This window comes from Streptomyces sp. NPDC005266, from assembly GCF_040607655.1.
Taxonomy (GTDB): Bacteria; Actinomycetota; Actinomycetes; order Streptomycetales; family Streptomycetaceae; genus Streptomyces.
The window spans coordinates 88,102-114,018 of the sequence record NZ_JBEXHC010000020.1 but is presented as its reverse complement, the minus strand read 5'-3'; the positions used below and the strand labels follow the sequence as shown (position 1 = coordinate 114,018).

The 25,917-nt window shown below is 67.8% G+C and carries 10 protein-coding genes; 8 read left to right on the top strand and 2 right to left on the bottom strand.

What is annotated here, in order from left to right; all coding sequences use genetic code 11:
• Positions 1-62: 62 nt before the first annotated feature.
• Positions 63-2,840 carry a hypothetical protein gene (locus ABZU99_RS27965; RefSeq protein WP_356047323.1) on the bottom strand — a complete coding sequence of 926 codons (2,778 nt, stop codon included), beginning with the start codon at positions 2,838-2,840 and terminating at the stop codon, positions 63-65.
• 834 nt (positions 2,841-3,674) lie between these two features.
• Between ABZU99_RS27965 and ABZU99_RS27960 the strand changes: the two genes are divergently transcribed.
• The 8 genes from ABZU99_RS27960 to pglZ all read left to right on the top strand — a co-directional run bounded on the left by ABZU99_RS27960 (position 3,675) and on the right by pglZ (position 24,021).
• On the top strand, positions 3,675-5,633 hold the full coding sequence (locus tag ABZU99_RS27960; protein WP_356047321.1) for a P-loop NTPase fold protein: 1,959 nt from the start codon (positions 3,675-3,677) through the stop codon (positions 5,631-5,633).
• A 147-nt stretch (positions 5,634-5,780) separates the two neighbouring features.
• Positions 5,781-6,347: a hypothetical protein gene (locus ABZU99_RS27955; protein WP_356228031.1), complete on the top strand. Its 567-nt coding sequence runs from the start codon at positions 5,781-5,783 to the stop codon at positions 6,345-6,347.
• Positions 6,344-7,678, top strand: coding sequence for a Qat anti-phage system QueC-like protein QatC (gene qatC / locus ABZU99_RS27950; protein WP_356047317.1), 1,335 nt, complete (start codon positions 6,344-6,346; stop codon positions 7,676-7,678). The genes ABZU99_RS27955 and qatC overlap by 4 nt, the downstream gene beginning before the upstream one ends.
• A 5-nt stretch (positions 7,679-7,683) precedes the next feature.
• Complete coding sequence (locus ABZU99_RS27945; protein WP_356047315.1) at positions 7,684-8,421, top strand: TatD family hydrolase; 738 nt, start codon at positions 7,684-7,686, stop codon at positions 8,419-8,421.
• A 272-nt stretch (positions 8,422-8,693) separates the two neighbouring features.
• On the top strand, positions 8,694-13,367 hold the full coding sequence (gene pglW, locus ABZU99_RS27940; protein ID WP_356047313.1) for a BREX system serine/threonine kinase PglW: 4,674 nt from the start codon (positions 8,694-8,696) through the stop codon (positions 13,365-13,367).
• 63 nt (positions 13,368-13,430) lie between these two features.
• Positions 13,431-17,189: a BREX-2 system adenine-specific DNA-methyltransferase PglX gene (gene pglX / locus ABZU99_RS27935; RefSeq protein ID WP_356047311.1), complete on the top strand. Its 3,759-nt coding sequence runs from the start codon at positions 13,431-13,433 to the stop codon at positions 17,187-17,189.
• A gap of 23 nt (positions 17,190-17,212) precedes the next feature.
• Positions 17,213-21,106 (top strand): phage resistance protein, encoded by a 3,894-nt coding sequence (locus ABZU99_RS27930; RefSeq protein WP_356047309.1) that lies wholly within the window; start codon positions 17,213-17,215, stop codon positions 21,104-21,106.
• The gene (gene pglZ, locus ABZU99_RS27925; protein WP_356047307.1) at positions 21,106-24,021 is read left to right on the top strand and encodes a BREX-2 system phosphatase PglZ; all 2,916 of its coding nucleotides are present in this window, start codon (positions 21,106-21,108) and stop codon (positions 24,019-24,021) included. Before ABZU99_RS27930 ends, pglZ begins: the two co-directional genes overlap by 1 nt.
• Before the next feature lie 327 nt (positions 24,022-24,348).
• Here pglZ and aspS read toward each other — a convergent pair whose 3' ends face one another.
• Positions 24,349-25,665, bottom strand: coding sequence for an aspartate--tRNA(Asn) ligase (aspS, locus tag ABZU99_RS27920; RefSeq protein WP_356047361.1), 1,317 nt, complete (start codon positions 25,663-25,665; stop codon positions 24,349-24,351).
• Between the last annotated feature and the right edge of the window lie 252 nt (positions 25,666-25,917).

Here is a 25,917-nt window from a genome sequence, read left to right as displayed (position 1 = left end):
GTGGGGCGACGCGTGGTATTCGGTCCGTCGTGCCAGCCGCAGGGGCTACGCCGAGTGACCGTTCAATCGTAGAAGTTGATCGTCTCGTCCAGCCAGCCAACTGCCTTCAAGTCGCGGACCAGCCAGCTGTATGCGAGGTTCGTGGCCTGGCGCTCAAGGCCGGTCGAGAGCTGATGCTGGTGCACGGCCGGGAGGCGGAAAACAGATGAGTGGACGGCACGGACCTGCTGCCAGATGTCGTTCGGAACGTCCGGATCTTCGGCGAGTCCCATGTCGACTGCCGGGGTATCGCGATCGCCGGAAGAGGCGTCGCGGTGCACGCCGAATACGACGGTGGCGGACCATGATTGGGTGTCGTCCGGCCGCGGCATGATGACGATACCTTTGCCCCGGACAGGGAAGATGCCGTATAGGCCGAGTGCCGCTCCGAACCGCGGAAAGTTGGTCTCGACCAGTTCGCGGTACCCAATGAGGGCGTCCCGCAGCACGTCGGCCGTGATGGACCGGGTCAGCTGGGGCGAGTAGGTCTGCCAGAAGTAGCGCGGATTGCCGTCGGTCAGGTCAGGTGCGGGGCGGGGGGCCTCCAGAAGGTCACCATGGACGTGCTGCAGTTGTGATTCGAGCCAGCGGACATCATCCGAGTCAAAGGGCTGACTTCCACCACGCTGCCACGTCGACCGGACGGTGTTCGCCGCGTGGGCTACGAGACGGTCCACTTCAGCGCGCAGGTCGTCCAATGGGATCTGCCGGGCGGGTCTGCTGCCGTGTCGGTTCTCCATGATCAGTCGTGCGAGGAACCAGACACGCTCGGTCGCGAGGGGCGAAGCGGGTGGGACGGGCAGCGTGCGTTGGCGTAGGCGGCGGGTCAGGGGGTCGCGGAGCCGGTCGCGGGTCCATTTCCACCGCGCGAGATCCTGACGGGGCCTGTCGAAGAGGCTGATGTCGTGAAAGTGCCGACGCCACTGCCCAGTGCCGAATTCGAGGTCGCCTCGTAGGAACACGTCTTCATCCAGTACGCCGTCACGGGCGTGCCCGATGATCAGTGCTTCCTCCGTCGCCAGCCGCACGCCCCAGGGGGCGAGCTGTCCGTGATGGTGTGGTGCGAGGTGCGGCCCCAATGTGCCGAGGCCGTGGAGCCAGGCGAGCATCGCCTCCCGGAGTCGGAGCCCGAGGACTACTGCCGGTTCCTGGTCGTCTCCGCTAGTCAGGTTGGTCCTGACGGCGGGCCGACGCGCTGGCGACTGCAGGTGCGCGCGCCGCGTCGTTTGGTCTTCCGCCTCTTCCAGTACCCATGACGCGGCTGCAGGGTTCGTGCGGGCCATGCGAAGTATCAGTTCCTCGACGACCTCGTACGTCGCGCCCTCGACGGCGAATGCGAGCGCGTAGCGCCAGCGAGGAAACTGATCCGGTCCGGCGGCGGATTCGATCGATGTGTGACCGTCCTGGAGCGCCTGCGCGGCGAAGTGTTGCTCGAACAGGGGGAGTGCGAATCTCAGGAGTCCCCTGTCGTGGACGACGAGACCAGTCTCCTCCAGTTCCCAGATGACATGGCGGCGGGCGAACGAATCGGCAGCGACTGCTCCATCAGCGTCCAGGACGCATGCGGCCAGGCGGGGCAGGCTCTCCCACACCTGTGGTGAAGCCCGCGGGCGTTCACGCTGCAGGATGGACGCTGCCAGCCCTGACAGCAGCTCATGCGTGGAAACGCGGCCGTCCCGGCCCGCGCGCAGCCACGTGGCCAGGGCGTGGACTTGCAGGGGACTGGTGAGCAACTGCTGTACCTCGTACACCTCCAGGGTCCGAAAGTGGTATTCGTCGGTCACCGCTCGCAAGAGATCCAGTCCTCTTTCAGGCGACCAGGGTTCCACGTCAATGCGTTCGCCCTCGTCCACCGTGCCCGCTCCTGGGCGGGTCGTCGCGAGCACGCTCACCAGCGGCCAGGTCAGTACCAGGCGGCGGGCCTCGTCAAGGAGCCGGTCGGCCTGCTGGGGGCTGACTGCGTCGAGGTTGTCCACGACGACCCGGCACTCACGCAGCGGGTCGCCGCCCATGGCGTTCTGAAGCGCGGAGGTCAGTGTCGCCGGGATGTCCCGTGCTTCCAGCCATACCGGAATTTCGACGTCGGCATCTCTCCACGCTGCCGTCAGACCTTCGCTCCACCACTGCTCGGCCTTCTCGCTCTTGCCGGCCCCCATGGGCGCGACGAGCACCCGCAACGCCCCCTGAGGCACTTCGACTTCCGGGGTGGCTTGCCGTGCCTTCCAGGCGAGCGCAGCCTCGACGCGGTCGGCCGGAGTGCTTCGCAGGCGGACCTTGCTGCGAGCCAGGCAGCCCTTGGACGCCAGCACCAAAGCTTCCGCGCGCGACCGTGAGCGGGCCGAGAACGGCAGCACGGCGGTGAGCCGCTCTATGAGGTCGTCGGAGGTGAAGGAAGCTTCGGCGACCTCTGCCGCCTCGGCATCGGTGAGAGCCAGATGCCGCGCCTTGGAGTGCGCCTCTACCTGAACTTGCTTCCACTCGCGCAGAACCTCTGCCGGATAGTGCTCGGGCGTGATGTCGATCTCGGAGGCGTGCCGCTCGCACAGAAGGATCAAGTTGTCGAAGGCTCGGTTGGCTTCCCTGCTCATGGCTGGTGCCCACCGAGGTCCGCCTTCGCTCCGTGCATGGATGTGAGCCACCCGGCTGTTGAGTACACGCTTGCCGGTGGACGTACTGTCCCGGTACAGCGGCTCACGGCAGTCCGGAATGCCACACGCCAAAGCCGTTGCGTACAGCTCCTTGATGGTCGCATCGGTCGGTACAGGGTGATGAACGGAAGGACGGGGGACTTCAGCACTCACGTGACCAGTTTGACGGGTTGCTCAGTCATAGAGGGCTGGGAAGGGGGAGTTCTTGGCTCGATGCGTTTCCGATGACGCATCATGTGGAGTGCGTCGCCATCCTCGAACCGGCCGCGAAGGGCTCCTGACCTGCGGTTTTGCTCGTGCGCATTATGTGCGATGTGGGCGTTACGGGCGATATCTTGACGCTGAAAGGACGCTCGTGACGCTCATTTGACGCTCGTTCTGATGGGGTGTCAGGGGGTTCTGGAGGCAGGTCAGGGCACGTTCTGCGGAGACCGAGGACAGTGTTGGAGAACAGCAGCAGCGCGCGGGTGCCATCCTGGGAATGGACGGGCGAGCCCCAATGACCTGCCGAGATGTGCGGCCGCGATCGTGCTGCTCTGGCCAGCATGGATGATCTTTCGGTTGTTTCACGCTCGTGCCCGTTGAGGGTGCCGGAAGTTCCAGAGGAGTCCCAGGAGACTCCTGAGTCAGGCGAGCGATCTTTCCTCTCTGTGCCGGTGCCGGTCCGTGTGGTCAGCCCGGGGTCGCACAGTTGGCCGTACACGGAGAAGGCTGCCGGAGCGGTGGGGCGAGCCGCGTGGCTACACCGGCGACGAGCTGGTGGGGTCCCATCTTCGTCTGCGAGGCAGCTGAAGCGCCGATTCTGCGGTGCTGCGCCCTGACACCGGTGCCGAGAGATGAACTTCGAACCGAATCGCCACGGCGCGAGGTCCCGAGCGACCAGGGTGACGACGTATATCACCGAACCGGGTCCCATTTCGGCCAGTCGCCCTTATGATCACGCAAACGCGCGGTCGGGGCCCATGCGGTACGTGGGTGGGAGGCGTCATGTGGTCGGACAGCGAGACGGATCTGGACCTGCTCGGTTTCGATTTCCTCGTGGACGAACTGGTCGTCGCACTCACCCAGCCACGGCTGCTACCGCTGACGATGGGGGTCACTGGTGGTTGGGGATCCGGCAAGAGCAGCCTGCTGAAGATCGTTGCAGCTGAGCTCGCGGGCCTTCCGGACGATGAGACCGGACACTTTGTCGTCGTCTCCTTCAGCCCGTGGCAATACGAAGGGTACGAGGACATCAAGGCCGCTCTGACGGAGGCGGTCCTGGCGCGACTTCAGCAGGAGGTCGAGGCCGATGGCCCGCAGGCCGAGCGGGTGGGACGCCTCAGACGCATGGCCACGAGCTTGCGCCGGCCGGTCCGGATGCTGGTCGGCACGGCTCTCCCCGCCGGTGCCGCAATAGCCGCCGGCGCTGTGGAGCCTGCCCTAGCGGATACAGCGTCCATGTTCGCTCAGGGCATGGTCGGCTCGATGGAATCGTCCCAGGACTCCGCCGGGGATAGTTCGGACGAGGAACCCCAGCCCGTAGCGGCGGGCGCGTTCCGGCAGCAGTTCGCTGAACTGATGGAGTCCCTGCACGAGGTCCGGGCCGTGATTGTGATGATCGACGACTTGGACCGGTGCCTGCCGCATACCGTCGTGGACACTTTCGAAGCTGTCCGACTCTTCCTGAACGTCGACAAGAGTGCGTTCGTCATCGCTGCCCACGCCGAGGTCGTCCAGGCCGCCATCGACCAGCGCTACCCAGGGCTGAGGCGTTCCGGGACATCCGGACTTGGGGCGGAGTACCTGGAGAAGATGCTTCAGGTGGAGATCAACATTCCGGCGCTCTCCGCGCCGGAGGCCGAAACCTATATGCACCTGCTCCTGTCCGAACTGCATCTGTCGCAGGATCAGTTCACAGCACTGAAGGCGGCGGTTGACCAGCGTCGGCGCGGCAGCGCGCTCGGAGTGGCCTTGAACGTCGGCATGGCAGCGGACAGTTTGGGGCCCGAGATGCCGCCCGAGCTGTATCAGGACATGATGTGGGCCGCAGCCGTCGCGCCGGTCCTCGGAAGTGGTTTGAGGGGTAACCCCCGCCAGATCAAGCGGTTCCTGAACACCTTGAAGTTGCGTCTGGCCGGCGCCGAGCGGCGCGGTACGACGTTGGATGCAGCGGTCCTCGCCAAGCTCATGGTGTTGGAGACGCAGTACCTGAGCGATTTCCAGAGGCTCTTCGACTGGCAGTCCGCCGGGCCGGTGAGTGGCAGAGGGGACTGGCTTGCCGCAGCCGAACAGCGCTCCCGAGGTACAGGGGTGGACGAGGCCGATCCCGCCCCGAACGAGGCGCCCGAGGCGCCTTCTGCTTCCGGGGCCCGTGATGGTGGGCGAGGCGCGGCCCGGCGCCCGTCGAGCCGGGAGATGGCCCCCGCAGGCGGTTTGGATGAGGAGGTGCGTACCTGGGCCGAGCAGCTTCACATCGACGCTTGGCTCAGGATGGAGCCCGCACTAGGTGGGAAGGATCTCGGTCCGTACTTCACTTTCGCACGGGCCAAACTGACGCTCGGCGCCAACACGGCCCTCCTGTCGGCCCACATCCAGGAATTGCTCGGGCGCCTTCAGTCTGACGTGGCTTCGCGGCGTCGCGCAGCGGTGAGGCAGGCGGCGGAGAGCGTCGCTTCGGCGGACCTTCCGACGCTCGTGGACCACCTTCTGCAGGCGGTCATGCACGATCCCGCCGGTGCGGCCACGGACGGGGTGGCGGAATTGTGCGAGCGCATCCCCGCCATTGCACCGGTTGTGTGTGAACGACTCAGAGTCATCCCGTTCGAGATCCTCCGGCCGAAGATCACCACTCTGGTCCGTCGGCTTCCGGAAGCCGACCCCACCGTCAGTGCCCTTTTGGACGGGTGGGAGGCCAACTCGTCTGGGGGTTTCGTCAGGGCGGCTCGTCAGCGAGGACGGCACTGAGTGGGAACTTCCACGGACCGTACGAGTGGCTCCGGCGGGGCTTGGACGCCGCTGAAACACGCCGCAACTGCCTACACACGTGACCTCAGCAGCGGGTCCGTGCCACGAAGCCGAGCCGCAGTGGTCCTCGCTCGTCATGTGCCGGTCTTGGGTGGGGCGGCTGCCGCCTCGGCCGGCGCCATGGCCGGCCGCACCACGGCACAGCGGCTGGGCGGTCTGCTGGCAGGGGTAGCCTCGGGGGGCCTGGGTGAGGCGCTGCGGCAAGCGTCCCTGGGTGATCTGATCGGACGTGACCGGTTCGAGGTCGTGGACGAACTGGTGACACAACTGGCCGGGGCTGGGGGCGACCTGGACGGCCAAGCGGCTCGGGACGCGGTATGCGATGTGCTGGACGAGCTGTTCGGAGACGCCGATTCCTGGGACGAGCTGGAGAACGAGGCAACCACGCGGAACGACGTGGTACGACTCCTCGAACTGTTCTTGACGCACTACATCTACAACAGGGTGCCAGTGGTGGCAGAACGATTGGGCACGATCGCCGACCCCGAGGCGGCTCGCCGCGCGGACCGGCAGATGCGCCAGGTCATCGAGGACTGTGTGGCCATCAGACTGCCTGAGAACGCGTTGAGTATGGACTGGTCGGGGCCGGATGGGCGCGCAGTCGTCGAGGGTGCGCTGGAGCTGGCCTACCAAGCATTGGAAGGACTGGCATGACACAGTTCACGGTGCGTACCGAGCAGTTTGAGGACCCGGGCCCGCCGAGTGGACTCCTACTCGACTTCATGCCCGGCCTGCCGGGTTCCACGGTGCAGGCCGGTCGAGGGTTCTTCCGGTCCTTCGTGCCCACCCGGCAGGCGGCAGACCTGATGGTCATGGCGTTCGGTGCCTATGTCGCGGACCGAGTGAGCGAGCGTAGTCGAACCGACGACGCGTGGACACGGGACCTCGCCCTCGGGTTTCCAGTACATAACGCTGCCAGCTGGCCAACCGAAACCGGACAGGACATGTTGCGCTTCCTAACCGGCGACCGATGGACCCTGCACCCGCGCACCCAACACGCTCCGCCGTTGGCACCGGACTCGGACGGTCAGGGCCAGATCACCGCAGACGGTGTGTGTCTGTTCTCGGGCGGCCTTGACTCCCTGTGCGGCGTGATCGACCTTTTGGAGGAAGCTCCTGAGAGGCGCCTGTGCCTGCTCTCGCACTACGAAGGCGGGCAGACCTCTGCGGCCCAGACCCGGCTATTCCGCCGGCTGCAGGCCCATTACGGGCAGCGCGTGATCTCTCTGCGCCTGTTCCTGCGGCCCGGACCCGCCCAACCGGTCCAGGCCAGACCTTTGCCCCCTGGCCGCGAGACCACCACACGGTCACGGTCCCTGATGTTCCTGTGCACCGCCCTCGCGGTCGCCTCCTCTATTGGCCCGCACGTCCCGGTCTATCTGCCTGAGAACGGTTACATCGGCGTCAACGTGCCCCTGACCCGTGCACGGTCCGGCAGCTTCAGTACCCGTACCACCCATCCGCACTACCTAGCACTCCTCGAGCAGGCCAAGCAGGCGATTGGTGTGCCCAACCCTCTCGTCAATCCCTACCGGCTGAGGACGAAGGGCGAGATGCTCACCGGTAACCGCAACCGGGCTCTCCTGAGCGAACTCGCGCCCAGGAGCATCTCCTGCTCCCACCCCGAGGTGGCCCGCTACGCCAAGCGGGCGCAAGGCAATTGCGGCTACTGCTTTCCGTGTTTGATCCGCCGGGCATCGATGGCGCAAGCCGGATGGGACCGGGCTGAGCAGTACGCCTGGGACGCGCTCACCGACCCCGAACTGCTCGATCCTGAGTCGGGACGCAGCTCCGATTTGCGTGCCGTGCTGGCCGGCACCCGTCCCGGCCGTCCCACCACCGACATCCTGCGCAACGGGCCCTTGCCCCGCGACGAGCGCCGCGCGTACATCGAAGTCTGGCGCCGGGGCAGTACCGAGGTCCGAACCTGGATCACAGCAGGTGCTCATGGGCAGCTCGCACAGCTACTGGAGCACACTTCGTGAACCGAATGCTAGACACCCACTGCCACTTGACCGGCTACAAAGACCCCGCCGAAGTCCTGCGCGAAGCCGCCGACGCCTCGGTCGACATCGTGGCCGTCACCGAGGACCCCGGAGAGTACCGGGTGATGCGGACCCGGCTCGGCCGACGGCCGGGTGTTCACACCGCGCTGGGCATGCACCCGCTCCGAGCCCACAGCTTCACGCCAGCCGACCTGGCCCGCTTCCTGCGCATGCTGCCCGAGGCTACTTGGATTGGCGAGATCGGCCTGGACTACTCACCCGCCGGACGCACCACGCGCCGCGCCCAACTGAGGATCCTCGAGGCCATCCTGGCAGATCCCCGCGCCCTGTCGGTGCCCATGACGGTCCACAGCCGCGGTGCCGAAGTGGACACCATCACCCGCCTCGCGCAAAGCGGCGCCACCGCTGCGATCCTGCACTGGTACACAGGCCCCGCAAACCTGGTGGACGACGCCCTGGCAGCCGGACTGTGGTTTTCCGTAAATCCCGCCATGTGCCACTCGGCCAAGGCCCGCCAGGTGATCGACGCGCTCCCCGTTGACCGCGTCATGTTGGAGACCGACGGCCCGTTTGCCAGACACCGAGGGCGGCCAGCCCGCCCCTCAGACCTGTCGGCCGTCATCGCCCACCTCGCTGCGCGATGGGCCCTCGCTCCCGAAGATGTCGTCTGCCGACTCCAGGCCAACCGGCTGCAGCTCCTGGAGAGGGGTGAAGGCACGTAGGTTCAGGGTGTGAAGCGGAGAGCCGGCGTGGGCTTCCGCCCCCTTCCGACAGCCCCAGCCGAGCTTCCTGGCAGAGTCTGCCCTTCCGAGCGCGATCACTCGGTTTCCGCTGGTCAGATGCGGCGTCGGCCGAAAGCCAGGTTCGATTCCTCCTCCCGGTGTCAGTCCCGCCCTCTAAGATTCCTTCTGCGGGGGCAGCCCCGTGTTCCTGATCGCGGCGGCAGGGTCACGGCAGGCATAAACGTGCGCAGCAGATACAGGCGGGGAGTCGCATGCTGGAAGGTCGGTGGACGACGGTCACCGAGTCCGAGCACGAGCATGAGCGCCGCGGCCTGGAAGCGATCCGCAGGCGTATGCCGGACGAGGAGCCGTGGCGCGCCTGGTCGAACTTCACGTTCACCGCGAACAGCGGTCATGTCCGCGAGATCGATCTTCTGGTGACCGCACCGGCCGGGGTGTTCCTCCTCGAGCTGAAGGACTGGCACGGTTCGGTACACGGCGGCGGCAACGACTGGGTGCAGACCACGCCCGGCGGGACCCAGCGGCGACACGGCAACCCCCTGCACCTGGCGAATCGGAAGGCCAAGGAACTGGCCGGCCTGATCAACGACGTCTCTGGTCGGCCCGGGGACCGGCCGAAGATCTGGGTGGGCGAGGCGGTCTGCTTCACCGATGACAAGCTCCGCGTGAACCTGCCGGCCGCCGATCTGAACGGCGTATTCACGGTCAAGCAGCTCGTGGAAATGCTGGCCGAACCGCCGGGTGACGCCCGGCGCCGGATAACGGCAGAGACGTCTCGCCGCGTCGGCGGGGCCCTGAAGAAGCTCGGCATCGCACCGATCCGCCGCCAGCATGAGGTGGGCTCCTATCTCCTGGACGCGAAGGCGTTCGACTCCGGGCCCACCTGGGCCGACTACCTGGGTCGTCACTCCCAGCTGCATGATCTGGCGCGAGTGCGCGTCTTCCTCAGCGAGCGCGGTGCTTCGGACGCCGAGCGGCGTTCGGTGGAGCAGGCCGCTGCCCGCGAGGCGCTGGTGCTCAGCCGGTTCCGGCACCCGGGTGCGGTACAGCTGAAGAGTTACCTGCCGTCGGGGCATCCGGCTGGGCCGACGATCCTGTTCGACTACCACCCGGAGACTCTGCGGCTGGATGACTTTCTGGTGCAGCACGGGAAGCAGCTGGACCTGCGGGGCCGCCTCGCCCTCGTACGGCAGCTCGCGGAGACGGTGCGCTCCGCGCACTCACGCCGTGTCCATCACCGCACGCTGTCGGCGCACGCGGTGCACATCATTCCGCGTGATCGCGGCCCGCGCGGGCGGGAGCTCAGCGAGGAACAGCGCTGGCTGAGCCCTTGGCCGCAGATCGCGGACTGGCAGATCGCTACCGGCCAGAGCGCCAGCCGTGGCCGGCCCCTGACCCTGGCTCCTACAAACGTGTCCGGGTTCCACGTCTCGGAGCAGGCTGATCCGTATCTGGCGCCGGAGCTGAGGATTCCGAAGGCCGATCCGGTGCGCCTCGATGTGTACGGGCTCGGTGTCCTCACGTATCTACTGGTCACCGGGCAGGCGCCAGGCGCAAGCCAGAGCGAGGTCATGGCCCGCCTGGAAGCCGGTGAGAGCCTGCGCCCGAGTGCCTTGGTCGACGGACTTAACCCGGACATCGACGACCTGGTGGAGGCATCCACCGCGTACGAACCGGGCCGGCGCCTGTCCACGGTCGACGACTTCCTGGAGATGCTGGAGTACGTCGAGCAGGCATTCACCGAAAAGGACTCCGTCGGCCCGGCCGCAGCCGCAGCCGCAGGCACGGGCGGGGACGGCGGGTCGGGATCGGAAACGGACGAGGACCGGGGCGAGCCGGAGAAGGACCCGCTGGAGGCCGTGGCCGGGGATGTACTGGCCGGGCGCTGGGAGGTTGTTCGTCGGCTCGGCACGGGCTCGACCTCTCGGGCGTTCCTGGTGAGGGATCTCGCGGGCGAGCCACGGCGTAGCGGCACCCTGCCGGTGGCTGTGCTGAAGGTCGCGCTGAGCGAGGCCAAGCACGCGGCCCTGGATCGGGAGGCCCAGATCTTGGGCCGTATCCACCGGGATTCCAGCATCATCGCGCTGTACGAGCGGGAGCCGATGACTCTCGCGGGTCGTCGGGTGCTCGCTCTCGAATACGTCGGCGACAGCCGAGAGTTGAAGGACCAGGACCGTGGTGACGGGAAGGGACCGAGGCGGCGTGAGGACACCGTCGCCCGTCAGCTGCGGGACAACGGTCGCCTGGGCATGGACCAGCTGGAGGCGTACGGGAAGTACCTGTTCGGTGCGGTGGAGCACTTGGAGGCGGAAGGAATCTGGCATCGGGACCTGAAGCCGGACAACATTGCAATCCGGATCCGTCCCAACGGCACTCGACAGTTGGTGCTGATCGACTTCTCGCTCGCCGGATACCCGGCGAAGGAGATCGATGCGGGCACCGAGGGCTACCTCGACCCGTTCTTGGGCATCATCACGCGTGGCTCGTACGACGGTCATGCCGAGCGGTACGCGCTCGCGGCGACATTGCACGAGATGGCGTCGAACGAGCTGCCCCGATGGGGTGACGGTGCCGTCACAGCCCGGCAGACCGATCCGAGGGAGTGGCCGTACCCGCAGCTCGCCGCCGACGCCTTCGAACCGGCGGTTCGCGACGGTCTGGTCGCCTTCTTCCGCAAGGCTCTGGCGCGGGACGTGAAGGACCGGTTCTCGGACCTGAAGCCGATGGAGCGTGCCTGGCAGGCACTCTTCCTGGATGCGCAGCGGACAACAGCACCGAGCTCCGGGCACGGTACGGCGGAAAGCGCAGGGACCACGCAGGAAGCCGGGCCCCAGATCGGACGCGAGGACGACGACGCCTCCGCCGAGCAGGTTCGTGACCAGCAGGCGGCCAGGGCCGACCGCACGACGCCTCTGTCCGTGGCAGGTCTGACGCTCTCCGCGCAGTCCCAGCTGTTCGCCATGGGACTGAACACCGTCGGGGACGTACTGGACTACTCGGCGAGGAAGTTCCTCACTGCGCCGGGCATGGGCTCGCGCACCCGGGAGGAGATCCAGCGCCGGCAGAAGGAGTGGAACCTCCGACTCGGCAAAGCGGCCCCCGCACCACTCAGCGCGGAAGCCCGCAAAGCAGCCGGCCAGGAAATCACCGAGCTGGAACAGGCGGTCGCCGAATCGGTCGCCGTCAGCGGCGGAAATGTCACTGACCCGCAGCTGCTGGGCGCGCTGAGCCTGGACGCGCTGGCCGCTCGCCTGGTCCCGAAGCCATCCAGCGGCAGCGCCCGCTCCAACACCAAGGAACGCGAAGCGGTCCGGCTGCTACTGCGGCTGCCCAACGAGACCGGCAAGCTGCCCGAGGGCCTGGCATGGGTTCGGCAGCGGGACGTCGCCGACGCGGTGGGCCTGACCGCGGGCCGCATCCCGCAGATCGTGAAGAAGGCGCGCGAGCGTTGGCACCACGACACCGCGCTCGGGCTGCTGCGCGAGGACGTGGTGGAACTCCTTGCCGAGCGCGGTCGGGTGGCCCCGGTGATCGAGCTCGCCGACGCGCTGATCGCCCGGCGCGGCACCCAACACGTGGAACGGCGCGACCGGCGCGCGCTCGCCCTGTCGCTGCTGCGTGCGATGGTCGAGCGAGAGAGCTACAACAACGAGGCCCCGCCGCTCTTCCGCTACTTCCACGCCCGAATGCCCAAGGGCGCCGATCCGGTGCTCGGCCTCCTCGCACTTGACGTCCGGGAGGGCGTGGACGGCCCGGACACCCCGACGCTGCCCGCTCTGCAGGAATACGCGCTCAACCTGGGAGCGCGGGCCGACCGACTCGCGGACCTGGAATCTCTGCCGACGGCCAGCACCGTCCTCACCGAGCTGGACGCGGTGCGACGGCCGCCGGGAAACCTGGGCTGGGATGAGCGGCGTACCGCCGAGATCGCGGTGGCAGCCTCCACCCGAGCTGCCCTCACCCCCCGACTGGAGATCTACCCGCGCGACCTGGACCTGGTGCGCGCGCTGAGGATCACCCAGGCCGGTGTGGTAGCCGTGCAACCCGGCGTCGAGGAGGAGCGACTGCCGGGCCTCACGGTTGACGCCCTGCACAAGCGAGTCACGACCCGCTTCCCCGACCTGGGCACAGACCCGCTGGTGCCACGTGAGTTGCCCACGGGCAGCGCACTGGTCCGCTACCTGAAGCAGGCCGGCTTCGAGCTGAAGCTGGCGACGCGCTACGACAAGGTGCTCCGCCTCATCCCGGACCGTCCGGCCGGGGACGCCACCGCCGGCCTGACCTCGGCGAGCTGGGGAGCCTCGGCGGCCCGTCGATCCGCCCCCACCCAGTACGACGCGGACGCGGCCGTCGCCGCCGCGGTCAAGGCCGAACAGCGGCTCACGCACTCGGCGCGACAGGACGGCTTCCGGGTCCTGACCGTGCCCCACCGGGGCGCTGAGAACGCGGTGCGGCACCTGGCGGATGAGCCGTACGGTGTGCGGCCGGTGTCATTGACCGGGCTCTTCGTGAACGAACTGCGCAGTGTGATCGGCGAGGCGGCCAGACCGACCTGGGAGACCGTCCTCAAGGCCGACGCTGCCAAACCCGGAAGCCGGGCTCATCAGCAGCTGCGCATCCGTACAGACAAGGCGTGGGGGCGCATCGAGCCGCAGCTGCGAGAGCGACTGCGGCAGGGGCAGGGACCGCTGCTCCTTACCGACACTGCGGTGCTCGCCCGGTACGACGCGCTGGACCTGCTCGTAAGGCTCGCGGAAGAAGCGCGGCAAGGTGGCAGCCCGCTGTGGCTGCTCGTTGCCCAGTCCGACCCGGCGAAAGCACCGAGGCTGGCCGGGCAGAGCGTGCCGTACCAGGCAGGGTTCGACGAGTGGATCGTCGTGCCTGATGCCTGGGTCGCGCGCAAACACCTCGCGCTGGACGCCTGACCCTCTGCCCCTCTTGAGCCGGCCTTCTTCCGCCCACTCCGATTTCTCCACAGGAGCCGTTCCGTGATCGACCGCAAGAGCCTCCTCGCCGACCTGCAGAAGCAGGTCAAGGCGGCAGAGATCGACCTTGAACAGCAGGTCAAAGCTGTCCCCGAGGTAGGGACCCGGCTGCGCGGTGAGTATGAGCAGGCCCGGAAGCTGGGCCGTACGGCGGCGACGTGGAACGCCTGGCTCGGGGAGCGGATCACCCAGGTTGCGGTGGCCTGGGTGCTCGGCACCGTCTTCGTCCGCTTCAGCGAGGACAACCGGCTGATCGCTGAGCCGTACATCACCGCCCCGGATGTGGCTGGGCGCGAGACCGCGCAGGCGCGGTACGAGGAGTACCTGGAGAAGGACGCCGACCCGACGTACCGAGGCTGGCTGGAGACGGCGTTCGCAGAGTTGGGTGCCGGGCAGGCTGGGCGGCTGCTCTTCGACCGCAACCACAACCCGCTCTACCAGATCCCGCTTTCGCATGACGGGGCGGGCACGCTGCTCGCGTTCTGGCGGGAGCAGCGCGTTGGTGAGGGAGTGCTCGGCGGGGACGGCGACGGCGGTGTCGGTGGCCCTGTACTCGTACACGACTTCAGCGACCAGCTGAGCGAGGACGGCACCGAGGGCTGGGACACACGGTTCCTCGGCGACCTGTACCAGGATCTGAGCGAGGCGGCCCGCAAGACGTACGCGCTGTTGCAAACTCCGGAGTTCGTGGAGGAGTTCATCCTCGACCGGACTATGACCCCGGCGGTACGGGAGTTCGGCTTCGAAGAACTGAAGATGATCGATCCGACCTGTGGGTCGGGTCACTTTGTGCTCGGGGCGTTCCGGCGGCTGGTGCGGATGTGGGCGTCGCAGCGACCCGAAGTCGGCCCGTACGAACGGGTGCGGGCGGCATTGGAGTCCGTGCATGGGGTGGACCTCAACCCGTTCGCGGTTGCGGTGGCCCGCTTCCGGCTGCTGGTCGCGGCGATGGCTTCGAGCGGCATGCGGACGTTCGCAGAGGCGCGGCAGTACGAGTGGCCGATTCAGCTCGCGGTGGGTGACTCGCTGCTGCCGACGGAGCACCGGCAGGAGGGACTCTTCGGCGACGAGCAGCTGAGCCTCGGCGACAGTGCGGAATCGGGCGACGCCGAAGACCCGTACTACGCGCTGAGCACGGAGGACGTGTTCGAGTACCCGCAGATCCTGAACCGGGGCCGCTACCACGTGGTCGTGGGGAATCCTCCGTACATCACAGTCAAGGACAAAACACTTAACGAGCTGTATCGCAAGGTGTACAGCGCGTGCGCGGGTACGTACGCGCTGTCGGTCCCATTCGCGCAGCGCTTCTTCGAGCTTGCGGTTCGAGGCGAGGAGAAGTCCGGGCTCGGCTACGGCATGGTTGGTCAGATCACGGCGAACTCGTTCATGAAGAGGGAGTTCGGTGCGAAGCTGATCGAGAGCTTCTTCCGGGATCAGGTCGAACTGACGGAGATCATCGACACGTCGGGGGCGTACATCCCGGGGCATGGGACTCCGACGGTCATCCTCGTCGGCCGCCCGCTGGATTACACGGGCGCTCGCCGGGCCACCATCCGCACCGTCCGGAGCGTCCAGGGGGAGCCAGCGGCTCCGGAGAAGGCGGAGGATGGACTCGTCTGGCGGGCTATCACCCAACAGGCCGACTCCCCGGGCTCCGAGACCGAATGGATCAGCGTTCGCGACACGCGACGTGACGACCTGTCAAAGCATCCATGGAGCCTGACAGGCGGTGCCGCACCAGACATCCTGAAGATCGTCGAAAGCACGGGAACCCGGCTGCGAACTGCGTCACAAGAACTCGGCCTGTCTATCGTTACTGGCGAGGACAACGCCTTTGGCTCGGTGAACACTGCTGCCGCCCGCCAGCGAGGTGCTAGGCCCACCGCTGTCGCTAATGGCGATGAGGTACGGGATTGGGGGCTCGCCGGCGCGACCTGGCTCACCAGCCCGTACGACCAAGATATGAAGCTTCTCGAAGGCGCAGAGAATGAGGACTTGCTGCGCTTCATGTGGCCACTGCGTCACGTACTGGAACTTCGCAAACGCTTCAGTATCACGATGCTCGACAGGGGAATTCCTTGGATTTCATGGCGTGAGGTTTACGGATCCCGCGTCAAGGCGCAGAAGTTGATCGTTTACGCAAAGGTTGCGACGCATAATCACTTCTACCTCCAGACCGGCCGGCTCCCCGTGAAGGACTCGGCCCAGGTAATCAAGCTCCGTGAGGACGCCACAACGGAGGAGCATCTGGCGCTGCTTGGGTTGCTCAACAGTTCCACGGCCGGGTTCTGGCTCAAGATGGTCAGCCATGACAAGGGTAGTCAGGGTGTGAATGAGGGCTACAAGTCGCAGGCGTGGGAGCGCTTCTACGAATTCACCGGCACCAAGCTCCAAGAATTTCCCCTCCCTGTCGACTACCCCGTCGCCCTCGCCGCTGAGCTCGAGGCCCTTGCCCAGCAGCTTTCCGCGACGACGCCCGCCGCCCTCGCCGACGATGTCACCCCCAACGCTTCCGACCTCCGCGCAGCCCAAGCCCGCTACGACTCGATTCGCGCCCGAATGATCGCCCTTCAGGACGAGCTGGACTGGCAGGTGTACTCCCTCTACGACCTGCATTCCGAGGATCTTCGCCTGTCTGACGCCTCCGCTGTTCCCGAACTCGCCCTCGGTGAGCGCGCCTTCGAGATCGTTCTGGCGCGCCAGGTCGCGGCTGGCGAGGCCAGTGGCGAGTGGTTCAAGCGGCACGGCTCGACGCCAATCACGGAGATCCCCGCGCACTGGCCCGCCGACTACCAGGCGCTCGTGCAGAGGCGAATCGACGTCATCGAGTCGAGCCGCGCTATCGGCATGGTGGAGCGGCCCGAGTACAAGCGGCGCTGGGCCACCGAGGGCTGGGACGCGATGCGGCAGAAGGCGCTGAAGTCCTGGCTGCTCGACCGAGTTGAGGACCGCGCGCACTGGTTCGACGCCAGCGGCAACCCCACTGTCATCACCCTCGCCCGTCTCGCCGAAAACCTGTCCGCGGACCAGGACTTCGTGTCCGTCGCCGAGCTGTACGCGCCTCGGCAGGACCTCGCGAAGACCGTACGGGAGCTGCTGTCCGAGGAGCACGTGCCGTTCGTCTCCGCGCTGCGGTACAAGCCGTCCGGGCTCAAGAAGCGTGCCGACTGGGAGTACGTTTGGGAGAAGCAGCGTGAGGTGGACGCCGCTTCTGACGAGCCCACCAAGCGGCAGATCCGCAAGGAGACGCCCGTGCCGCCGAAGTACACCGCGGCGGACTTCCTGAAGCCGAGCTACTGGCGTGAGCGCGGCAAGCTCGATGTACCCAAGGAGCGGTTCGTGTCGTACGGCACGGCCAACGCACAGTCGCCAGAGCTGTACGGGTGGGCCGGCTGGGACCACTTGGAGCAGGCCCTCGCGCTCGCCTCCCATATCCAGCAGGCCGGGCTCGGCGAGGACGACCTCGTGCCCTGCCTGGCTGGGCTGCTTGAGCTGCAGCCGTGGCTGGAGCAGTGGTACGGCGAGTACGACCCGGAGTTTGGTGCGTCGCCGGCTGCCGAGATCCTGGCGTTCCGGCAGCAGAAGCAGGGCGAACTCGGGCTGACCGACGACGCGCTGCGGGCCTGGCGCCCGGACGCGGCCACCCGCGGCAGCGCGAAGAAGGCAGCCGCGCCCAAGAAGCGAACGGGCGCGAAGGCCGCCGTCCAGATGTCCGTCACGGACAACGTCACCGATGCTGTCACCGGCGCAGAGTCCGACTGATCAGGGCGAGGAGCTTAAACACCATGGCATTCATGAGTAGGAACAACTCTCGCCCCGAGGACCGGCCGCTGCTGCGGGAGCTGATCGACATCCCGGAGTCGGTGTCCACCTCCGACTTCGTGCTGAAGCTGAACGAGGCGGTCACCCCCGACGGGGCTGAGGCGGCCCTGAAGGACTACGTTGTCACCGACCGGCTGCTGGGTAACTTCGACGAGGCCCTGGACCTGATCAAGTCGGCGCTCGACAGTCACTCGTCGAAAGCGGCATATCTACACGGTTCGTTCGGTTCCGGTAAGTCGCACTTCATGGCGGTGCTTTACGCGCTGCTCTCGCGAAACCAGGCCGCTCGGAACCGTAGCGAGCTCGATCCGGTGCGGGCCCGGCACTCTTGGCTCGACGCGGATGACCGCAAGTTCCTGCTGGTGCCCTACCACATGCTCGGCTCCAAGTCCTTGGAGCAGCGGGTGCTCGGCAAGTACGTGGAGCACGTACGCAAGCTGCATCCGGACTGCCCACTGCCGCAGGTCTACCGGACCGACGGGATCTTCGAGGACTTTGCCGAGCAGCGCCGCCGTAACGGCGACGACTGGGTGATCGCGCAGCTCGCCGATGCCGGCGGCCAGGAGGACGAATGGGGTGATTCTTTCACCTGGACCAGCAGCCTTCTCGACGAGGCCATGGACGCGGTGGAGGAGCACGAGAACACCAAGAGCCTCGATCTGGACAATCCCTCCACGCCGAGGGACCTGCGTGCCCGCCTCGTGCAGGACCTCACAAGAACGCTGTTCCCCGCCTTCGCGCGCAATGCTTCCGAGGACGTCAGCGGCTTCATCTCCCTCGACAGGGGGCTCAGCGTCATCGCGGCGCACGCCAAGGCGCTGGGCTACGACGGGCTCATCCTGTTCATGGACGAGCTGATCCTGTGGCTGGCCACTCTCATCCACGACCAGAAGGTGCTGGGCAGGGAATCCAGCAAGGTGACGAACTTCGTGGAGGGCGGTGACGAGCGGCGTGCCATTCCCGTGGTGTCGTTCATCGCCCGTCAGCGCGATCTGCGTGAGCTGGTCGGTGAGGAGATGTCGGGTGCCGCCGAGGCGGCAGTGCAGGACACCTTGAAGCTCAACGGCGGGCGTTACGACGAGATCGTCCTGGAAGACCGCAACCTTCCTCAGATCGCGCAGGCTCGCCTGCTCAAGCCCGTGCCGGGTGCCGAGGCGAAGGTGGACGCGGCGTTCGCCGAGGCCAAGAAGCTCGGCCCGGACGTGTGGGACACCCTGCTGGGTCACGACAAGTCCACCACCGGCGCGGACGAGGACGCTTTTAGGCGGACGTACCCGTTCCCGCCGGCGTTCATGGACACCCTGGTGCACATCTCTGCCGCGCTGCAGCGCTCCCGCACCGGCCTGAAGCTGATGAGCCAGCTGCTCGTCGACCACCGTGACGACTGGCGGCTCGGACAGCTCGTGCCGCTCGGCGACTTGTATCCGGCGATCGCGGGCGGCGGCGACAAGGCGTTCAGCGGGGAGACCAACGTCCACTTCGAGGCTGCCGACAAGCTGTACCGGGACAAGCTGCGCCCGTACCTGCTGAAGACCAACCAGGTCACCGAGGACCAGGTCGAGGCATACCGACGCTCTCCCGAGAGCCTGGGCGACCCGCAGCTCGCGGCCCGTTGCCGCGACTTCACCGGCGACAGCCGGCTCCTGCAGACCCTCTTGCTGTCGGCGCTCGCGCCCAGCGTGCCCGCGCTCGCCGACCTCACGTTGGCGCGGCTGCACGCCCTCAACCACGGTTCCATCACCACCCGCATCGCGGGCACCGAGGTCGGCCGGCTCGAGCAGAAGGTGAAGGAGTGGGCGGCGACCTTTCCCGAGATCAAGGTCGCCGGTACCGGGCCGGGGTCGGTGGTTCGTCTGGAGCTCACCGGCGTCGACCTGGACGCCGTCCTCGCCAACGCACAGGTTCACAACAACCTGGGCAACCGGCGTGCCAAGATGCGCAGCCTGCTCAAGGACGCGCTCGGGGTTGGCGACGGGCCCGGCGGCTTTGACGCATACGACGTGCTCGACCTTGTGTGGAAGGGCACGGAACGACAGATTGAGGTGGTCTTCGGCCACGTCGCCGACGTCGACTCGCTGTCCGAGGCGACCTTGCGGCCCAGCCAGGACGACGCCTGGCGGCTCGTCGTCGATTTCCCCTACGACGAGGGCGAGTTCGGCCCGATGGACGACCTGCAGCGGCTGCGTGCCCTGCGGGAGAAGCCGGGCGGCGACTCGCGCACCCTGGCCTGGCTGCCCACACACTTGACCGACGCCTCCCGCAGTGACTTCGAGCGTCTCGTCGTCATCGACAAGGCCCTCGCCGACGAGGCTCGCTTCGACTCCGAATTCGCACGCAGCCTCAACGCTGACGACAAGGCGCGCGCGAAGAGCATGCTGCAGTCGCAGCGCAACATCCTCACCGAGCGGGTCACCCAGGCGCTGCGGCAGGCGTACGGGCTCGCGCAAAAGCAGGAAGGGGTCGTCGACCTCGGCTTCGACACCCACCTGGTAGCCCAGCAGGATGTGCCCGAGCTTCGGCTTCCGCTCGGTGCACCGCTGGACGCCGCCGCCCGCGACCTGGCTGGCAAGCTGCTTGCCCACCAGTACCCCGCCCACCCCGACCTGGACCCCGACGGCACCGGCAAGCCTGTGAAACCTGCCGAGATCAGGACCGTCTTCGAGTACGTGCGCAAGGCCGCCGAGGACCGCGACGGACAGGTTGAGGTCGATGGCAAGGACCGCAAGACCATGGCGCGGATCGCGGGCGGCCTCGGCCTCGGCACCATGCGGGAGGCGTACTACCGGCAGTCCACCACCTGGCCTGACCACTTCACCAGCCAGGCCCGCCGGGACGGAACCGCCGAGCCGACTCTGGTCAAGCTCTCCGACTGGAGCGACCTTCCCGAGCCGCGCGGACTGCCCGAGCCGCTTCGCCGGCTGCTCGCCGCCGCCTACGCGGAGATGACCGACCGGGTGTGGGTACGCGGCGGTGTCCCCGTCGAACCGGCGCCCGCACCGCACGAGCTGAAGCGGGACTACGCCCTGCGCGAGCAGGCTCTGCCCAGTGAGGAAGACTGGACCGAGGCGCGCAAGCGGTACGAGACCGTGCTCGGGGACTGCGCGCCTCAACTGCGTCGCGGGCGGATCGTCAACCAGTTCGCCGGACAGATCAAGCAAGCCGCCTCCGCGCTCGCCCAGGACGCAGGACGGCTCGTCGGGGAACTGGAGAAGCACCGTTCCTTCCTGCGCCTCGACGACGACTCGCCCCGCCTCGTCCTCGCCCGGCGGGCGCAGGAGCTGGTGAAGTCGGTGACGGAGGCCGGCATAGACGCCAAGACCGTCGTTGACCGGCTCGCACGCTTCGACCTCGGCGACTTCACCGCACACCGCTACGCCATGTCCCTCAAGGGCGCGGCGAAGGTCGCGGCCGCGCTGCAGAACACCAGCTGGGACCAGCTGGGCCTGGCCGACACCCTCGGTGTGGACGGCGCGGCCGTCCTGGAGCGGGTGCGAGATGCCGCCACCGGCGATCCGGGGGACTACCCCGACCTGCCGGGCGTGTTGCAGGCCAGTGGCCGGGAGGTGCTCTCCCTGCTGAGGTCCCGACAGACCACAGGCGAGCGGCCCCAAACCCCCACCACCCCGTCGCCAAGCTCGGACGACGTGGACCTGATCGGCGGCTCCGCCCACCCACAGGTGCTGCCGGAGCCGGTGGCGCAGCCGGGGCCCCGCACGCCGTCTCGGTCCGTGGCCCGCTCCGGCGGCGGGCGGACCACCGCCGCGCGGGCCGCCGCCGAGCTGCAGGCGGAGATCGCGGCGCTCGCGGCCGAGAACCCCAACGCCACCGTCGAGGTTGTCTGGAAGGTTGTCGACTGATGACCGACACCGTCACCACAGCGCCGGCGTCCGCCGGTCTCGCCCGGCTGCCGGCGGGAACCGTCCGCCAGTATCTCGCTGCCCGCAGCCGGCTCGGCGACGGCACGGTCCGCGTCCTGTTGCTGCGGGCCGATCCGGCCTGGGACGGGCCCGCCGTGCAACAGACAGCGGGCGGGCTGCGGGCTCGCGTGGCCGTGGGGCCCTCGGTCTTGGCCGTACACGAGCAGATCCTGGGCCACCTCGACGCGGCAACTCCCCCCGACCCCAAGGTCCTGGTCGTCCTCACCGACCGCGAGGACACCGACCTCGACCCCGGGCTGCTCGCCCGCGTTTACGGCGGCGGGATCCGGTCCGTCGACAACTGGGAGGTCGTGCAGGAGGCGTTCGACGCACGCGGTCTCGACGGGCGACTGCGCAGCGAGACCTGGGCGGCCGAAGCGCTCCTGGACGCGGCAGCCACCCGCGGCTGGCCATCGTTGGGTAAGGGAGTGCTCTCCCGAGACGAGGCACTCACTCGGCTGGCCAGGCGCCGTCTCAGGATCGGGCGTCACGACACGGATGCGCTGGGCGGGCCGGCCGCACACGACGACGGAGACCGCATCGACCCCGTCGCATTGTTCCGATGGACCCTCACCCCTGGCGGCCCCGACCTCCTGCGCGATCTGCGCGGACCGGAACGGGCCGGCTTGGCCCATTTCCTCGCCGAACCCGAACAGGGCGGCTCCACCGGAAAGATCATCACCGCCCTGGTGAACGCCGAACACGGGGCAGACGCAGCTGCCTACGCGGTCGTCTGCGCCGCCTTGTGGGGGCACGCGGAGGCCGACCACGACTTGTACCGGGCGCGAGGGCGCGCCGAGCGGTGGCTCGGCGAACAGCCTCCCGCCCAGGGCGACGACCTCGACAGACTCCTGGCCTCCTTCGGATCCAGCGGCGAGGCGTTCGTCCGCGGTCTCGTCGACCGAGGCGAGCACCGACTCGCTGACCCGGTCCTGACCCGGGCCGCACAACTCGTGGCACAGTTCGGGGCACAGGCTGCCGCGACTGCCAGCCCGCTGCTCTCGGCCGGACTCGATGCCCGCTTCACTGCGGCTGGTCGTGCCCTCGCCGACGGCGACACCGACACGATCACTGCTGCCGTCACCGCGCTGGCCGACCATGCTCTGGCCGCCGACGGCGCCACCCGGGCGCGAATCGAGCGGGTGAGGATGGCGGCGCGCCTGCGGCAGTGGCTTGCCAGCTCGCCTGAGGCCGATATCGCCTCGGTCGCTGACGGCACCGCCCGCCAGATCTACGAACTCGGCTGGGTGGACCGAGCCTTGGAACACCTCGAAGCGGGCGGCGACCCGGACAACGTACTCGCCGACGCGTACAGCCGGATCGGCGCGCAGGCGCGGGACAAGCGCCGCGAGCTGGACCGTGCATTCTCCGAGCGGCTCGCAGTGTGGACCGCGGGTGGCACCGCCCCCGGCGCCATGCTCACCGTGGAGAGCTTGCTGGACCGCGTTGTCGCACCCGTCGTGGCCAGCCCCGGCCGACGGGTCCTGCTCCTGCTCGTGGATGGGATGAGCGCGGCGATAGCTGCGGAACTTGGCGAAGAACTCCGGGGACAATGGGCGGAGTTCGACCCGCTGCCCACTGCGGCCGGAGCACCTGTCCGGCGCGCCGTGGTTGCCGCGCTGCCCACCCTGACGGCCGTATCCCGGACCTCGTTGTTCGCGGGCACCCTGATGAAGGGCGACCAGAGCGACGAGAAGCGGCTCTTCCCTCAGCACTCCTGCTGGAACGGGGCTCCGGCGGTCGTATTCCACAAGGATGACCTGCGCGGCCCCGACACCGGCTCGCCGTTCTCCACCGCCCTCACCGAAGCCCTCGCCGACGAGCGCACCCATGTTGCGGTCGTACTCAACACGGTCGACGACCGCCTCGGCAAGGAGCAGAAACTCGGCGACGGGGCGTGGCAGGCCAAGGAGATCGGCGGTCTGGAACCGTTGCTGCGGGCTGCCCGTGCGCACGGCATGACCGTGCTGCTCACCTCCGACCACGGCCATGTAGTCGAGCGGCGCGGCACCAAGCTCGACGCAGCCGGCGGCACGATCGGCTCGGCCCGCCACCGCACTCCTGGTGGACCCGTCGCCCCGGCCGAGATCGAGCTGTCCGGACCTCGGGTGGTCTGGCCGGAGCCCGGATCGCGGATCGTCGCGCTACGGGACCACGACACCCGGTACACCGCGCTCAAGGCGGGCTACCACGGCGGGGCAACTCTCGCAGAGTTCACCATCCCGCTCCTCGCCCTGCTTCCCTTCGGCGCCGAGCCGCCGATCGGATGGCGGGAGCTGGGCGACCCGACACCCTCCTGGTGGACGGAGGACGGCGAGGGTCGTGGCGTCGTCGAGGTTGGCGCCAAGAACGAAGCGGACGCAGGTGCCGTGTCCGATGCCGCCGTGGCGAGCCCGCGCCGGAAGCAGGCCAGGAAGGCAGCCCCGCCCGCGCCCGAGGGCGCCATCAGCCTGTTCGGCGAGGACGAGGTGGTACCTCCCGTACCGCAGGAATTCGGGGAGTCGGCCGCCGAGTCCGAGACGGCACCCTCCTCCAACCAGTCCGACGACCCTGCTGTTGCCCTGGTCGAGAGGCTCATGGCGACCGAGCTGTACCAGGCACAGCTGGAACTGCTCGCACGCAAGTCACTGGCCAAAGCCGCCCCGCAAGCCTTGGCCGCGCTCGTCGAGGCCGGCACCCTGCCGATGACCGCCCTGGCCGAACGCGCCGGCCAACCCGCCACCCGGGCCCGCGGCTTCGCCACGACCCTGGCCCAGCTCCTCAACTACGACGGGGCCCAGATCCTGGAGATCCTTCCCGACAACCGCACCCTGCGCCTACACCGCGCCAAGCTCATCGAGCAGTTCGGGCTGTGAACCGGCACACTGCGGCCGCGACGGGCGGGCCGGACTTCCGGTCCGCCCGCTCTGCGCCTCCTCGCCAACGATGGCGTGCATGTCGGCTGCAACCTGACAAGGCGACATGATGTGGAGCCCGCGCTGACACAGCACTGGGTGACCACCGAGTCCCCGCTCGCTGTGAGCGTCGCGCTCTCCCACGGAGCCCTCTGCCACCAGGGCCGCTTCTCAGAACGCGAACTGGCACTGTGCGCCTACTGGGACAAGCATCCAGCTGAAGCATGGACGCACGGCCTTCGCAACATCAGCATCTGACCAGGCGGGGCCGCCACCGCCTCTTTATACTTAGGGAGTAAGCCGGTTGGGCCCGCGGAACAAGAAGGTGGCCTCTCGGATCGAGTCGAGGCCGAGCAACACCATCAGCACCCGCCCCAGGCCCATACCCAAACCGCCGTGCGGAGGACACCCGAACCGGAAGCAGTTCAGGTAGTCCTGCATCGGTTCAGTGTTCATGCCCTTCTCTGCGGCCTGCTTGAGCAGCACGTCGTAGCGGTGCTCGCGCTGAGCTCCGGTGGTGACCTCCAACCCCTTCCACAACAGGTCGAAGCTGAGCGTCACGCTCCAGTCGTCCGCAGGCCGCATGTGGTAGAAGGGCCGGATGCCTGTCGGATAGTGGGTGATGAACACCCACTCGTGCCCGCTCTGCTCCTTGATGTGAGCGGAGATCCGACGCTCGCCCTCCGGGTCCAGGTCCTCCTTGATGCGCTCCGGGTCCCAGCCCTTGGCGCGGAGAATCTCCTGGGCCTCGGCCATCGTGATTCGCGGGAACGGTGTCGTAGGAACCGTAACCTCGACACCGAACGTTTCCCGGATTGCTCCACCGTGGGCAGCGGCGACCTTCGTGATGGTATGGGTGAGCATCTGCTCCTCGAACGCCATCACGTCGTCGACGCTGTCGATCCATGCCAGCTCCACGTCCACACCGGTGAACTCGGTGGCGTGCCGGGAAGTGAACGACGGCTCGGCCCGGAACACGGGTCCGATCTCGAAGACCCTGTCGATGCCGGCCGCGATCGCCATCTGCTTGTAGAACTGCGGCGACTGCGCCAGATAGGCGGAGCGGTCGAAGTACCCGAGCTTGAACACCTCAGCGCCGGACTCCGAGGCGGTGCCCATCAGCTTCGGGGTGTGCATCTCGGTGCAGCCCTGCGCGTACGCGTACTCGCGCATCGCCTGCTCGAGGGTGGTCTGCACGGCGAACAGCAGCTGGGCGGTCGGGCGGCGGCGGACGTCGAGGAACCGCCAGTCGAGGCGCTGCTCGACTCCGGTGTGCTCGTCAATCGGCAGAGGCGTCTCTGCTCGGTTGAGGACCTCGATCGACTCCGGGACGATCTCCAGGCCGCCGAGCTTGACGACTGGGTTGTCAACCACGCGGCCGATGATACGGACGGCGGATTCGGTGGTCAGGTCCTCCAGCTGCTGTTCCAGCTCGCTGTCGTCGCGCTTGTGAGTCACCTGGGCGGTTCCGGTGTGGTCCCTCACGAGGACGAACTGCATCTTGCGCTGAAGGCGGAGCGTGTTCACCCAGCCTGAGACCGAAACGGTTTCGCCGACGTGTTCTCGCAGGCCAGAGACCAGTACGCGGCTAGTGGTGTGGATCATCGCAGCCCTCCCAGGGGCGTCGTCATGATCCCTTGGGAGCGTGGGCGAGAAGGGTACTCGCGGTGCCACCACGCCTTTGCCACCGCCGGACAGCGGCAGCCTCATTCATGCCCGATGACGGGGGCCGGCCGGCGGGGCATAGGACCACAGGGTCGTTCCTCCCCGCGCTCAGGAGGGTCTTCACCTCGGGGCACGAGACTGCCTTCACAGCTACCGGCAGCTCTCTCGGCTCGTGTGGTCCCGCGGCTACTC

Bases quoted from the DNA above. Each gene is read 5' to 3' on its own strand.
- ABZU99_RS27960 (WP_356047321.1), top strand. From the start codon at position 3,675: ATGTGGTCGGACAGCGAGACGGATCTGGACCTGCTCGGTTTCGATTTC.
- qatC (WP_356047317.1), top strand. From the start codon at position 6,344: ATGACACAGTTCACGGTGCGTACCGAGCAGTTTGAGGACCCGGGCCCG.
- ABZU99_RS27945 (WP_356047315.1), top strand. From the start codon at position 7,684: ATGCTAGACACCCACTGCCACTTGACCGGCTACAAAGACCCCGCCGAA.
- pglW (WP_356047313.1), top strand. From the start codon at position 8,694: ATGCTGGAAGGTCGGTGGACGACGGTCACCGAGTCCGAGCACGAGCAT.
- ABZU99_RS27930 (WP_356047309.1), top strand. From the start codon at position 17,213: ATGGCATTCATGAGTAGGAACAACTCTCGCCCCGAGGACCGGCCGCTG.
- pglZ (WP_356047307.1), top strand. From the start codon at position 21,106: ATGACCGACACCGTCACCACAGCGCCGGCGTCCGCCGGTCTCGCCCGG.
- aspS (WP_356047361.1), bottom strand. From the start codon at position 25,665: ATGATCCACACCACTAGCCGCGTACTGGTCTCTGGCCTGCGAGAACAC.